Below are 14,159 nucleotides of genomic sequence, written 5' to 3' on the forward strand. Positions count from 1 at the left end.
ATTAAACCCAGTATTAAAGAAACTCATGCACGGTGTAAAATAACCTGCAAAAACATAAAATTAAAAAAAGCGTTTTCTTTTGAGAACGCTTTTTTTTAACTTGTATTCGTAAACTAGGCACAGAGTTTGCAACTGAAACCATATAAAAGACAAACAGATGAAGAAAGTTATCCTACTAATAAGTGTACTTTTAGTAAGTATCACAACGATGAAAGCGCAGAAAATCAATTGGGTTACCATAGAAGAAGCACAAGAGTTGATGAAAAAAGAACCGCGAAAAGTCATTATGGATGTATACACAACTTGGTGTGGACCGTGTAAAATGTTAGACAAAAACACCTTTGGAAACCCTGATGTAGCCAAATATATCAATGAAAACTATTACGCAATCAAATTCAATGCGGAAGGCGATTCAAGTGTGAGTTTTGAAGGAAACACATTCACAAATCCAAATTACGATCCTGCAAAGAAAAAGCGTAGAAATGCACAACATCAATTTGCAAGATACTTGAGCGTTCGTGCGTATCCAACAATGGTATTCTTTGATGAAGATTTCAAACTCATTGCGCCAATTTCAGGCTACTTATTGCCAAAACAAATTGAAATCTATCTAAAACTTTTCAAAACAGATAAATACAAAGTAGTAAAATCAAAAGAAGACTGGGAAAAATACCAAAAAGAGTTTGTGAACGAGTTTAAAAGCTAATCACAACTACTCTAAAATAATAGAAAAGAATCCTTTTTCACCAGTATAGTGAAAAGGGATTTTTTGTTTTTCGGCAGCAGCTTTCCAACGTTGTACATAACTTCTATAATTACTACCATCTGCAATAATATAATTGGGTTGCAACTTGGCAATCATTCGATTCAAATTTATTTTGGGCGAATTACTCAACAAAACATACGCAGGTTGTAATTGCGGAATTTCATACATACCCAAACTATCAATTCGCAACAAATACGAATCATTTACAGCGTATACATTTTGCAAACGATCATGTGCAACGTTTTCTATAAAATCTTTCTGTTGTAGCGTTTTCAGTGTATAATTTTTCGCTGTGGCGGAACTGTCTAAATTATGAAGCAACTGTAAATTTGTTCCTTCTTGCTTCGCTAAAATAGTCGCTTTCGTTTGATGAAAAATGGCAAAAGAATTCGCTTTAGGAAAATGTTGAAAACGATCCAAAAACCACAATCCTTGGCAAACTAAAATACTACACAACGCTATTTTTAATAATTTCCCTTTCGGGAGATGGATATATTGAGCAAACGCAATCAGTACCATATAACAACCAATCATTTGTAAAAAACGCATCGGAATATTTGTCAAAACAAACTGTTCGTGCGAAGCAATCCAAGAAACAAAAACGTTCATTTGCTGAATGATGAAACTATACATCGTGCTCAAAAACTCTGGCAACATTTGAAAATAAGCGAGCACAATCACTAAAACTCCAAACGCTAAAATAATTCCTAGCAACGGTACAATTGTCAAATTCGCCACAAAAAACAATCCAGGGAACTGATGAAAATAATACAAACTCAATGGCAAAACACCTAACTGAGCCGACAAGCTAACGGTAAGTAATCCCCAAAATGATTTTCCTAAAAACGATTTCGGATTCCAAAGTTTCTTCCACAAAGGTTGCAGAACAACAATCGCAAAAACGGCTGCATAACTCAACTGAAAACCAATATCAAACAAAAAATGCGGTTTGCAAAGTAACAGGAAAAACATGGAAACGGTCAGTACTTGTAAGGTATTCGTTTGTCTTCTAAAATGTGTTGCAATCACAATGGCAGTAAACATCGTTACCGCACGAACAACAGAAGCAGACAGCCCTGAAATAAATGCAAAACTCCACATAATGCTCAAGATTAAAAATAGTTTCAAAGAATTACCGTATTTAAAACGACCAAGTGGATTCAACAAAAACTGTAACAAAAACAACAAAATTCCAACATGCAATCCTGAAATTGCTAAAATATGAATGGCGCCTGCGTTGGCATAATTGGTTTGTAAGGTTTTAGAAATCTGTCGGCGTTGTCCAAGCAATAAGGCTTCAATTACTGCCAATTCATCTGCTTTAAAATTTGCTTTTAGCAATCGTTTGTGAATGGTATTCCGAAGTGTAGCTGCATATCCATACAAGGTTTTTGGAGTATTTTCAGCAAGTAAAAACTCATCAGTTTTCAAATACAATTGCGCATACATATAACGATCGTTCAAATATGCTCTATAATCAAATGATGTCGGATTCAAAGCTGCTTTAATCGTTTTTAGTGATTTTTTAGTATACAAAACCGCATCTACAGGAAGTGAAGTTGACAAACTATCTTTCTGTACATGTACTAAAATTTTTCCAGACGCTACGGTATCATTCACGCGTAACACTTCTGCAACATAGCGATCATAATATGAATTCGACTTTAAAACTTCATGAATGCGAAACTGTACATGTTCAATCGTATGCTGTTTACTATAATGTGAAGCATGGTTTTTCTCTTCATGGAAACTTTCAATCGCAACACCCAAACTTACAGTCGTTATCAAAGCGATCAATCCGAAACCGATAGTTTGTATAAATTGCTTTCGGGCAATCCAATAAAAAATAAAAAGTACAAGAAACAATCCGCCAAAAATAAGGCAACTCAGCTCCCAAGAAATTCGACAATAATATCCAATGAGAATTCCTAAAATTAAAGAAAAAGTAAGTTTTGTAATGGTAAAATTAAGCCACTTCATTATAGTTGCATCTTTAAAAACAGTTTCAAAGTAGTCAAAAAACACACCTGAATCTTTAAATAAATGTGTAAGCGTTGTATTTTAAATGTGAGCGTTGTTAAAACTGTGAAAATAGACGTTGAGTTGATTCAATCCGAAAATAATCTGAAAATAAATTTACCAAATTAACACAGAGATTGTATATAAAATACTACATTTATAACTCATAACCAACCAATTACCATGAAAGCAAAACTACACTACGCTATAATTTTATGTTTAGCGTTTACTACCATAGGATTTTCGCAAGTAGATTTGGGAGACGATATTACTGCCTGTCAAGGCGAAAGTTTTGTCTTGGACGCAAGTACAACAGATGCAACTGCGTATCAATGGGCGAAAGACGGACAAATACTTGTTGGCGAAACAAACGCGACTTTATTGGTGACAACAAGTGGTGTGTATGAAGCAACGGTACTAATTAATGGAACACCTGCATCAGATATGATTTTGGTAAGCTTTAATCCATTGCCTAGTATTGGAAACATATCAAATTTCTTCATTCAAGGAACAGACGAAAGTGGTATTGCAACTTTTGATTTGACGTCCAAAATACCAGAAATTACGAATGGAAGTCCAGATTTAGTAGTTACTTTTTATGAGTCTGCTACAGATGCACAAGCAAATACAAATGCCATTGCAAATCCTACGAGCTATCAAAATATGGTCAATTTGCAAAACATATACATACGTGTGCAAAATGCCAATACAGGTTGTAGTAGTGTTAGTGGTTTTGTATTAGAAGTCATCAGTCAGTCAATAATATATTGCAATACAGATCCTGGAATCACCACATTTTGTTATGGAAATAATGATTCAACACAGTTCGTAATCAGTAATGCTGACGGTTTTCCTGTAACGTTAGAATTCTTAGCTGGTGAAGTAGAAAATAACTGGGATGAATTACTTGTATATGATGGAGGCGACAATACAGCGGCCTTAATTTATGCAGGTTATGGAAATAATGGCGATCTCACGGGATTAGTAATTGAATCTTCAGGAGGTGAACTTACCATACAAATTACCTCAGATGGCTCTATTTCTTGCGCAACAAATTCATTTGAACCATGGCAATTTACAGCTTCTTGTGGTGGCAACTCCGCAGGTATTATTAGTGTAAATAGTTTTTTAGATGAAAACAATAACGGCGTATTTGATGATGGAGAAGCTCCATTTACTTTCGGAAACGTAGCTTATGAACTAAACGATACTGGAGAAATAACCATGGGTGAAGCCAACGGAACCTATTTTATAGTGAGTGATGACGCTAGTAATTCGTATGATATAAGTTTTTCTTTATTTGAAGGATATGAGAGTTGTTATGCTATTACAACAGCAAGTATTGATGATGTAAGTGTTGCTATTGGTGAGTCGGTTTCAGTTTATTTTCCGATCACAGAACTACAACCTTGCGAAGATGTCGAAGTCGTTTTAATAAATCCTTTTGCGCCACCGCGACCTGGTTTTGCACATAACAATTTACTGTACATAAACAACTTGTCACTAGCAACAATTTCTTCGGGAACTGTGGAAGTGGTTATTGATGATTTACTAGTTTTCAATGGCGTTACAGATGTAAACCCTAACTATACAGTGACAAATACAGCTACAGGATTTACGATTGATTTTGTGAATTTAGAACCGTTTGCAAGTGAAGAAATTACAATAAATTTATTCTGCCCTGTAAGTGTTTCTTTGGATGAAATTGTCACAAATACAGCGACTTACACAACAGATGCCAACGATTTAATAGCCGAAAATAACAATTCGATAGTACAAGAAGTAGTCGTGAATTCTTGGGATCCGAATGATATTAGAGAATCGTACGGTCCAGAAATAATCCATGAAGATTTTACTTCGGAAGATTATCTATATTATACGATCCGATTCCAAAATTTAGGAACGGCAGAAGCCATCAATGTGCGAATTGAAGAAACGTTAAACACTCAGCTTGACGAAACCACGTTTCAAATGCTGAATTCGAGTCATGCATATCAAGTACGCCGTACAAATGATGAATTGGTTTGGAATTTTGATGACATCAATCTGCCAGCAGAAATGTTTGATGCGCCAGGAAGTAATGGTTTTGTGTACTTTAAAATAAAACCAAAAACGGGGTATGCAGTTGGTGACATCATTCCTGCGGTTGCGGGGATTTATTTTGATTTTAACGCGCCTGTAATAACAAATACCTTTCAATCGGAATTTGTAGCGCCACTTTCCGTGGATGAATTCGCAGGTGTAAACATAAAAGCGTATCCAAATCCTGTAAACGATATTTTATACATTACACTAGACAAAAGTGAACAGATCAATCTACAATTGACAGACATACACGGAAAACAAATACTAAGTAAAATAGCGACAAGCAATCAAATAGAACTGAATGTTGCTAGTCTAAAAAGTGGAATTTATTTCTTAAAACTAAATGCAGAAACAGCGCAACTGACTAAGAAAATCATTGTGAATTAGATTTAATAGTTTAGATGTTTAGAGTGCGGTTATCATTTTACTCAAAGGTTTTGGTGTCTTATGTACGAAACGTCACTTCGAGTAAAATCTTAAAAAGATTTTGTATCGAGAAGTACTCAGAAAATTGTAGTTTCTAACAAGATCCAAATTGACAGATCAACAAATAAACAAATTAACAACCAATCAAAGAACTCTACGCGCTTCCGTAAAAGCATTTTTCCAATAACGTTCGTTCAATGAAGAAACAATGACACCTTTTGAAGTGCTAGAATGAATAAACTTAATAACGCCACTTTTGTGGGAAACGACTAAGCCAACATGGTTGATGCGTTTACGATTCTTATTCGTCTGAAAAAACAATAAATCTCCTTTTTGTACTGCATTCAATTTAACACGTTTTCCTTTGGTCGCTTGTTGGTATGAAACTCTCGGAAGTTGTACTTTATTTTCGCCAAAAGCAATATATGTCAATCCAGAACAATCCATTCCTTTGCGAGTGGTACCACCAAACTTATAACGTGTTCCTTTGTACGCCATTGCCGTTTTAATAATAGCAGAAGCTTTAGAGGAAGTACTTTTAGTTGTCTTTGAAGTCTTTTTCGTTTTGGTAGTTTTTTTTACGACTTTGGTCGATTTAGACGTTTTTCGTGAAGAAGTGGTTTTTCGGGAAGAACCACAAGAAACTACAAAAATAGCAAGGGAAAGTAATAGGAGTTTGCGAATCATACAATATGCGTTTCCGCTAAAGTAACAAAATCTGATTATTTAGAATACAAAAATGATTCAAAATTGAACTAGATAAAACCAGTTAACTCATTGAAAACGTTAATTCACTAATTTTGAATTTCTTTATAACTATATAAACAATAAATTTGAGAATAAATCGAAACTAAATGAAAAAAAGGAACCTATTATTATTGGCTTTACTTCTAAATTTTACTTTTAGTATTTCTCAAACCAAAACTGAAATAGACTCATTATTAAATGAAATTACTAAAACAGAAAATTCTAAAGAAATAATAGACAATGTAGATGCTAAGAGAATAATAGCTCATGGAGAAAACTCTTTGATGATACTTGCCGAATTTTTTGTAGATACAACTTTGACTAAAGTTAAATCAGAATGTAACGATCGATATTTAACTAAAGGAGAAATCGCAATTATATTAGCAGATAGAATTGAAAGAATGCCATATTTTACTGTTACGAGAATTCGAAATTGCACATTGACATTTTGTAAAAATAATACCAACTTGATAGAGTATTATTTTAGTTCAAATAATTATCTAAACAACAAAGTGTTTCGAGATAGATATGTAGAATGGTTATATAGTAAAGACAGATTGAAAGAAGTTAAAGGTAAAGCACGACGAGAACGAAAAAGGCTATTGAAAGAATGGAAGGCTACTTTTCAATAGCACCACAAATCAACTTTGCAGCATTTGCACTCGCACCTTTGCCACCTAACTTCTGTTCCAGTTCGTAATAATCTTCAAAAAGTTGTGTGCGTCCGTTTTCGTCTAAAATTTTGGTCAACTCTTCTTTTACATTTTTGGTAGTGAAGTCATGCTGAATCAATTCTTTCACAACTTCTCTGTCCATAATCAAATTCACCAAAGAAATATAATCGAGCGTAATAATGCGTTTTGCAATTTGATACGAAATAGTATTTGCCTTATAACACACTACTTGCGGCACTTTGTACAAAGCAGTTTCTAAAGTTGCTGTTCCCGAAGTGACCAAAGCTGCGGTAGCAACACTCAACAAATCGTATGTTTTATTAGCTATAAACTGAACGTTTTTATCGTGAATAAACTGATCGTAAAACGATTTTTCTTGACTTGGCGCGCCAGCAATTACAAATTGATACTCCGAAAAATCATCCACCACAGAAAGCATTACAGAAAGCATTTTGGTAATTTCCTGTTTCCTACTTCCGGGAAGCAATGCAATAATTGGTCGGTTGTCTAACTGATGTTCCTTTCGGAATTTTGCACCATCTACAGGTTTTCTATCAGCAATCGCATCTAACAACGGATGTCCTACAAAATGTACGTCGTAGTTATACTTTTTATAAAAATCTTTCTCAAACGGAAGAATCACCAACATTTGATCAATATCGTGTTTAATCTTTTCAACTCTACTGGCTCTACTTGCCCAAACCTGTGGAGAAATATAATAATTGGTACGGAAACCTTCAGCTTTCGCCCATTTTGCTACGCGCAGATTAAATCCGGAATTATCAATAAAAATCACAACATCGGGTTTAAATTCGGCAATATCTTTCTTGCAAAAAGAGATCAAGCCTAAAATCTTACGCAGATTCATAATAATTTCAATGAATCCCATAAAAGCACGTTCCTTATAATGCATGACTAAAGTACCGCCAACTTCCTGCATCAAATCGCCGCCCCAAAACCGAATATCGGCTGTAGGATCTTCCTTTACAATAGCTTTCATCAAATTAGAACCATGTAAATCTCCTGACGCTTCTCCTGCAACAATGTAGTACTTCATGTCTTTAATTATGCGAACAATTTATGAATAAGCACGGCAACAGCGATCAAAATAGTAATGACCAATACACCTTTTGCGCTTTCTTCTTTATTATATCGTAAAAATCCAAAAAAGGCAACAAAATTTAAGGCAGCTCCATATACAACTACCGAACTAATTTCACTGCTGTCGGTAGCAAACGTCCAAACGGCATCAAGCGAAGCATTCCGTTGATACGCTACATAAAACAAATATAAAAATGTTCCGAGAGCTGTAGTACAAAGCCCAACAATGGCTCCTAAAATAACCTGTTTATTATTTTTCATTGAATCCTAAGCTATTAAGTTTTTGTATTGCGTGATGTGCTGTTAAATCAAACTGAACAGGTACCATAGAAACAAATCCGTTTGCCAATGCCCATTCGTCTGTGTCTTCTCCTTTGTCTTGACTTACAAAGTTTCCTGCAAGCCAGTAATATTGTTTTCCATGCGGATTGGTACGTTTGTCAAAATCTTCAACCCAACGTGCTTTGGCTTGTCTGCAAACACGAATTCCTTTGATATCTTTCTCTTTCAAATTCGGAATATTCACATTCAGTACCACACCTTCTGGCAATCCGTTTTCCAATATTTTTTGTGTAATTTCCTTTACGTACTTCTTAGTTACATCAAAATTAGCTTCCCAATCAGTATCCAAAAAAGAAAAACCAATAGCAGGAATTCCTTCAACGCCAGCTTCAACAGCAGCACTCATAGTTCCTGAGTAAATAACGTTGATGGAAGAGTTTGATCCGTGATTAATTCCAGAAATACAAATAGCTGGTTTCTTGTTTAAAATTTCGTTCACTGCTAGTTTTACACAATCTACAGGCGTTCCTGAACTAGAATATTCAATTTGCGGTCCGTCATCAATTGTAATCGCATTGCAATAAATTGTAGAATTTACCGTAATCGCATGTCCCATTCCGCTTTGCGGACTATCAGGAGCCACTACAATAACATCGCCCAATTCATTCATAACTTCAATAAGTGCGCGCAATCCAGGAGCAGTAATGCCATCGTCGTTGGTTACTAAAATTAAAGGTTTTTCATCCATAAAAAAAGTACTTCATTTTAAGTTGCTAAAGTACACAATTTACCGTTTACTTGCATACGGAAATAGCTTTAACAAAAAATTAGTAAGATTGTTAAAAAACGCCATAATTTTTTCTTTATTTTAGTAAAAAATTAAAGTTATTGACATAATTTCATTTATGGTATGGAAATTGAAACCCAGTAACTTGCTGATTTATGAGAATGAAAAAATATAAATGTTTGAAAATAAGAGCTTTTATGAGAAGGAATAAAATATATTTAGTGGTGCTATTAGTTTTTGCAATGGTATCCTGCGGATTCGCAAAAAAATCTTTTGACGATCCAGAAAAAGACAAAACATTAGTAGATCTAATATCTTATGTATTAGGTAGATGGCACTTTGATCCTCAAGATATTAATGATGACTTTTCTGAAAATGTATACGATGATTTTATCAGTGGAGTAGATCCGATGAAGCGCTACTTTTTAGCTTCTGATATTGAGGAGTTCAGTAAATACAAAGATAAAATTGACGACGAAATCAAAAAGCCTGGAGTACAATTCTTTAGTTTAGTACACGAACGCTTAATGAAACGAATGGCGGAATCGAAAACGTTTCAAGAAGAATTATTAGAAAATCCGTTCGATTTTACAAAAAATGAAACAATCGATAGAGATTATGATAAAATAAATTTTGCAAAAGATATCAATGCATTAAAAGAACGTTGGAGAAAAGAATTGAAATTCTCTGCACTTGCAAACTACGATATCAAATTAGAAGTAGAAAAAAATCAAAAAGAAGAAGATGCTTCTTATGCAATTAAAGACTTCACTGCTTTAGAAAAAGAAGCGCGTGAATCTACAGGAAAAACGTATGCTGAGTTTTTTGACTTAATGAACGATTTGGAACGTAAAGATTGGTTTAGTATCTATATCAACGCGATTGTTGAAGAATTTGACCCGCACACTTCTTATTTAGCGCCACAAGACAAAGATCGTTTCGATATGAATATGTCTGGAACCTTAGAAGGAATTGGTGCGCGTTTGCAAAAACGTACAGAAGGAGCAAAAATATTTGAAGTAATTTCTGGTGGACCTGCCTGGAGAAGCAAAAAAGTAGAAGCTGGAGATATTATTCTGAAAGTAGCACAAGAAGGTGAAGAGCCAGTTGATATTGTGGGAATGCGTTTGGATGATGCTGTAAAACTCATCAAAGGACCAAAAGGGACAAAAGTAACTTTAACAATGAAAAAAGTAGATGGTTCTATTGATATCATTACCATCAAAAGAGATTTAGTAGAAATTGAAGAAACGTATGCAAAATCGGCTGTAGTGAAAAAAGGACAGCGTACATTCGGAATCATCAATCTGCCAAAATTCTATGTAAACTTTGAAGATTACAACAAACGAAATGCTGCGAGTGACGTTAAAAAAGAAATTGAGCGTTTAAAAGAGCAAGGCATGGAAGGTTTAGTATTAGATCTTAGAAATAATGGTGGAGGATCGTTGAAAACTGTTGTAGATATGGCAGGATTCTTCATAAAAGATGGACCAATTGTACAAGTAAAAAGCTCGGTAGACGGAAAAGAAGTATTAAAAGATGAAGACAGTCGCATTCAATGGGATGGACCGTTAGTAATTTTAGTAAATGAACTTTCGGCATCAGCTTCAGAAATTCTAGCAGCAGCATTACAAGATTATAAAAGAGCCATTGTCATCGGAAGTAAACAAACCTACGGAAAAGGAACAGTGCAAAACATTGTGGATTTAAATAGATTTGTTCAAGGTGGCGATGGAAATGTAGGTGCATTAAAATTAACAACGCAAAAATTTTACAGAATCAATGGCGGATCTACACAATTAGAAGGTGTAAAAAGTGATGTCGTTGTCGTTGATAGATATAGTTTTATTGATGTGGGCGAAAAAGATCAGGAAAATCCATTACCTTGGGATCAAATTGATCCTGCATCATACAATCCTTGGGATGGATACATCGATTACGAAAAAACCATTGCAAAGAGTAAATCACGTATGGCAGACAATGCGCAGTTGAAACTGATTGAAGAAAATGCAAAGTGGATTAAAAAACGTCGTGATGATAATGTGTATCCGTTAAATTATGCGGAATACAAAAAAGAAGCAGATGCAGACGAAGAATATGCAAAACGCTTCAAAGCAATCTCTGATTACGATACAAACTTAGTATTTACGTCATTGCCGTATGAAGAATTATTGATGAAAAAAGATTCTACATTGCAAGGAAAAAGACAAGCTTGGCACGAAGATTTAGGCAAAGATGTTTACGTAGAAGAAGCGATTAACGTATTAGGAGACATTCAAATCAACAACATAAAAAAGAAGAAAAGATCCGTTGTAAAAGGATAATCTAAAAGAAATAAATGAGTAAAAACTCAAATTCACTAACAAAATTAGCGCTCCAGAAATTCAAAAAGAATTTTTGGGGCGTTTTGAGTTTTAGCTTTATTGTACTTTGTGCGTTCATTGTAGTTTTTGCATATCTGTTCACGCCAGATGATACAAAAAATGCAAACCAAATGCATTTGTCAATTCACTCCAAAAAACCTGGTTTCTCAGTGCAAATGTTAACAATTCCTTCCACAGAAAAAAAAGAAGAAAGTTTTTTAAGTACACTTTTTTTTGGGAAAGAAAACACCGCGACCGAAATTCCAATTGCTAACTACCGCATAAAAAACAATCAATTATTCATTACCGAATATACAGATGATGCCGTTGCAGGAATAGAAAAAGAAATTCCACTCAATTCCTTTCCAACGTTAACGGAAGCGAGTAAAATTCCAACAGAATTCATGCAACAAAAAACATTTTACTTCGGAACCGATAAATACGGGAGAGACGTTTTGAGTAGAATGCTCATCGGAATGCGAATTTCCTTTACTATAGGATTTGTCGCCGTATTTATTTCCTTACTAATCGGAATTTCATTAGGCGCATTGGCAGGTTATTTTGAAGGAAAAGCAGATGCAATTATCATGTGGATTATCAACGTAACTTGGTCAATTCCTACCTTATTATTAGTGATTGCAATTACGCTTACGCTAGGAAAAGGTTTTTGGCAAGTATTTGTTGCGGTCGGACTTACCATGTGGGTTGAGGTGGCAAGAATTGTGCGTGGACAAGTATTAAGTGCAAAACGGATGCAATACGTTACAGCAGCACGCGCGCTAGGTTACAACGATTTCAGAATTATTGTAAAACATATTTTGCCAAACATTATGGCGCCTGTTATTGTAATTTCGGCAGCAAACTTTGCAGCAGCTATTTTAATAGAAAGCGGACTCAGTTTCTTAGGAATTGGAGCGCAACCGCCAATGCCAAGTTGGGGCGCAATGATAAAAGATCATTACAGTTATATCATTCTAGGAAAACCGTATTTAGCAATTATTCCAGGACTTGCTATTATGAGTTTGGTAATGGCATTTATGTTGATTGGAAATGCTCTGCGTGATGCTTTGGATGTAAAAAATTAAATAAAAAAAATATGAGTAAATACTTTTCATTTCTTCTTGTTTTTGTATTTGTTATGAATTCTTGTTTAGCTCAAAACAAAGAAGACGAACTAGTCCGAAAGAGTTTCGAAAATTACAAATCTGCAATACTAAATGATAAAGGAGAAGAAGCTGTTAAATATGTAGATAGCAGAACTCTAAAATATTATTCTGAAATGCTTGAAAAAACAAAGAGTGCAGATTCGCTAGAACTGAATAACCTGGCTTTGATGGATAAATTAATGGTGCTTTCGATTAGACATCAAACAAGCAAAAAAGAAATACTTTCATTTGATGGAAAAGAGCTTCTAGTATATGCTATAAAAGAAGGAATGGTTGGGAAAAATAGTGTTGCAAATAATTCAATTGGAGACATAAAAATAGACGGGACTTTTGCAAAAGGACAATTAATTGTAAATGGAAGAAAAGTGCCTATTTATATGCATTTTTACAAAGAAGATGATACTTGGAAAATTGACTTAACGTCTATCTTTCCTCCTGTAGCAAATGCATTTAAAAAGGTACAAGAACAAAGTGGATTTGATGCTAATGAATATATACTCTCTCTTCTAGAAATGGTAACAGGAAGAAAACCTGGTAGTGAGATTTGGAAAAAAATAGAATAAACAATATTAAAATAAATGATTTTCAAACTAATTATTTTAGGAATCTTTTTTCTGTGGGGTAAGAGAATTTGGAAAAAGAAAGCTGAACTTACTAGATTTAATTTAGTCTTAAACGTCACACTGTTTTCCTTCATATTCATTTATCTTACCTATCAAACAAGAATGCTTCCAGGTTCAGAGGCAATAAGCAATAGATTGTATGCACAAGAACTTACTGGGAATCAATTTTGGGTGACAGAATCTTTTAAAAACATTTCCGAAAGGGCATTTAACGGTGATGGATATTCAATTTATATATACGATATTAGTGAGGATGTAGCTAATTCTTTTTTAACTCCTTCACCAGACTTTTTTACAAAATTTCCAAAGAGTGATAGAGATGAATGGACAAAAGTTAAATGGCGCAAGAGTCCAATAAAAGAAAGTGAGAATAAAATAGTGGATTTTGCAATATGGAGTAGATCAACACTGGCAGAAAGCAATATGCTTGAAGAAAATAAATTGATTCGAAAGATTCTGGCTGAAAAAGGAAATTACTATGCCTATGCGGTAAATATCGAATCTCGTGGAGTCTTTAATGTAGATTTCTACATCTTGTCTCCAAAAGAAAAAAAACTCATTTGTATAAATCATAATACGTAGCGCAACCGCCAATGCCAAGTTGGGGCGCAATGATAAAAGATCATTACAGTTATATCATTCTTGGAAAACCGTATTTAGCCATCATTCCAGGACTCGCTATTATGAGTTTGGTAATGGCGTTTATGTTGGTTGGAAATGCTTTGCGCGATGCTTTGGATGTGAAGAACTAATATGACAATTTGAAAATGGTATAATTTAAAATTAAAAAGCATTTTTCAAATCAATAACTTAAATATACTAGAAATAAAACCCAAAAATCGCCACATTGAGCGAAGTCGAAATGAAAAGAAATAAAATATATCTTGTTTTAGTATTGCTCATTGGAGCAGCAGTAGCCATTTATGAAAAATACAATGAAGCTCCTAAAGTCACGACTACGAATCCGAAAGTAAAAGTTCACGGAACCAAGAAGCAAACAACAGATAGCAAACCAAAAACCTTAACAAATAACTATTATTTGCCGAGTTCAACAACGGGACAAATTGTACATCATGAAGGATATTCGTTGTCGTACCATGAAGCTTTTGAGCAAGCAGAA

At 34.4% G+C, this 14,159-nt stretch carries 12 protein-coding genes and 2 pseudogenes; 9 read left to right on the forward strand and 5 right to left on the reverse strand.

What is annotated here, in order from left to right; genetic code table 11:
* Positions 1–157 precede the first annotated feature (157 nt).
* Positions 158–706 (forward strand): thioredoxin family protein, encoded by a 549-nt coding sequence (locus AB8B65_RS15545; RefSeq protein WP_405302183.1) that lies wholly within the window; start codon positions 158–160, stop codon positions 704–706.
* Positions 707–712: 6 nt separating this feature from the next.
* Here the strand turns inward: AB8B65_RS15545 and AB8B65_RS15550 are convergent, their stop codons facing one another.
* Positions 713–2,746, reverse strand: coding sequence for a ComEC/Rec2 family competence protein (locus tag AB8B65_RS15550; RefSeq protein ID WP_405302184.1), 2,034 nt, complete (start codon positions 2,744–2,746; stop codon positions 713–715).
* Between the two features lie 222 nt (positions 2,747–2,968).
* Between AB8B65_RS15550 and AB8B65_RS15555 the strand changes: the two genes are divergently transcribed.
* Positions 2,969–5,257, forward strand: a complete 2,289-nt coding sequence (locus AB8B65_RS15555; protein WP_405302185.1) for a T9SS type A sorting domain-containing protein — start codon at positions 2,969–2,971, stop codon at positions 5,255–5,257.
* 183 nt (positions 5,258–5,440) lie between these two features.
* Here AB8B65_RS15555 and AB8B65_RS15560 read toward each other — a convergent pair whose 3' ends face one another.
* Positions 5,441–5,983: a C40 family peptidase gene (locus tag AB8B65_RS15560; protein ID WP_405302186.1), complete on the reverse strand. Its 543-nt coding sequence runs from the start codon at positions 5,981–5,983 to the stop codon at positions 5,441–5,443.
* A gap of 167 nt (positions 5,984–6,150) precedes the next feature.
* Between AB8B65_RS15560 and AB8B65_RS15565 the strand changes: the two genes are divergently transcribed.
* Positions 6,151–6,675: a hypothetical protein gene (locus tag AB8B65_RS15565; RefSeq protein ID WP_405302187.1), complete on the forward strand. Its 525-nt coding sequence runs from the start codon at positions 6,151–6,153 to the stop codon at positions 6,673–6,675.
* Here the strand turns inward: AB8B65_RS15565 and lpxB are convergent.
* Genes lpxB through surE form a run of 3 tightly spaced genes read right to left on the reverse strand, consistent with a single transcriptional unit; the run spans position 6,662 to position 8,848 of the window.
* Complete coding sequence (gene lpxB, locus AB8B65_RS15570) at positions 6,662–7,774, reverse strand: lipid-A-disaccharide synthase (RefSeq protein WP_405302188.1); 1,113 nt, start codon at positions 7,772–7,774, stop codon at positions 6,662–6,664. The two genes, AB8B65_RS15565 and lpxB, sit on opposite strands and share 14 nt — an antisense overlap.
* Positions 7,775–7,782: 8 nt before the next feature.
* Positions 7,783–8,079: a hypothetical protein gene (locus AB8B65_RS15575; RefSeq protein ID WP_405302189.1), complete on the reverse strand. Its 297-nt coding sequence runs from the start codon at positions 8,077–8,079 to the stop codon at positions 7,783–7,785.
* Positions 8,069–8,848, reverse strand: a complete 780-nt coding sequence (gene surE / locus AB8B65_RS15580) for a 5'/3'-nucleotidase SurE (RefSeq protein WP_405302190.1) — start codon at positions 8,846–8,848, stop codon at positions 8,069–8,071. Before surE ends, AB8B65_RS15575 begins: the two co-directional genes overlap by 11 nt.
* 236 nt (positions 8,849–9,084) lie before the next feature.
* Here surE and AB8B65_RS15585 point away from each other — a divergent pair, with 236 nt between their 5' ends.
* The 6 genes and pseudogenes from AB8B65_RS15585 to AB8B65_RS15610 all read left to right on the forward strand — a co-directional run.
* A complete protein-coding gene (locus tag AB8B65_RS15585) occupies positions 9,085–11,211 on the forward strand; it encodes a carboxy terminal-processing peptidase (RefSeq protein ID WP_405302191.1) in 2,127 nt (708 codons plus the stop codon).
* A gap of 14 nt (positions 11,212–11,225) precedes the next feature.
* Positions 11,226–12,335: an ABC transporter permease gene (locus AB8B65_RS15590; RefSeq protein ID WP_405302192.1), complete on the forward strand. Its 1,110-nt coding sequence runs from the start codon at positions 11,226–11,228 to the stop codon at positions 12,333–12,335.
* Positions 12,336–12,346: 11 nt separating this feature from the next.
* The gene (locus AB8B65_RS15595) at positions 12,347–12,979 is read left to right on the forward strand and encodes a hypothetical protein (protein WP_405302193.1); all 633 of its coding nucleotides are present in this window, start codon (positions 12,347–12,349) and stop codon (positions 12,977–12,979) included.
* Positions 12,980–12,994: 15 nt separating this feature from the next.
* Positions 12,995–13,621 carry a hypothetical protein gene (locus AB8B65_RS15600; protein ID WP_405302194.1) on the forward strand — a complete coding sequence of 209 codons (627 nt, stop codon included), beginning with the start codon at positions 12,995–12,997 and terminating at the stop codon, positions 13,619–13,621.
* A pseudogene (locus AB8B65_RS15605) lies at positions 13,621–13,791 on the forward strand (ABC transporter permease); the annotation flags it as partial. The gene AB8B65_RS15600 and the pseudogene AB8B65_RS15605, both read left to right, overlap by 1 nt.
* Before the next feature lie 95 nt (positions 13,792–13,886).
* A pseudogene (locus tag AB8B65_RS15610) lies at positions 13,887–14,159 on the forward strand (DNA/RNA non-specific endonuclease); the annotation flags it as partial.

Source organism: Kordia sp. (assembly GCF_045105435.1).
Taxonomy (GTDB): domain Bacteria; phylum Bacteroidota; class Bacteroidia; order Flavobacteriales; family Flavobacteriaceae; genus Kordia.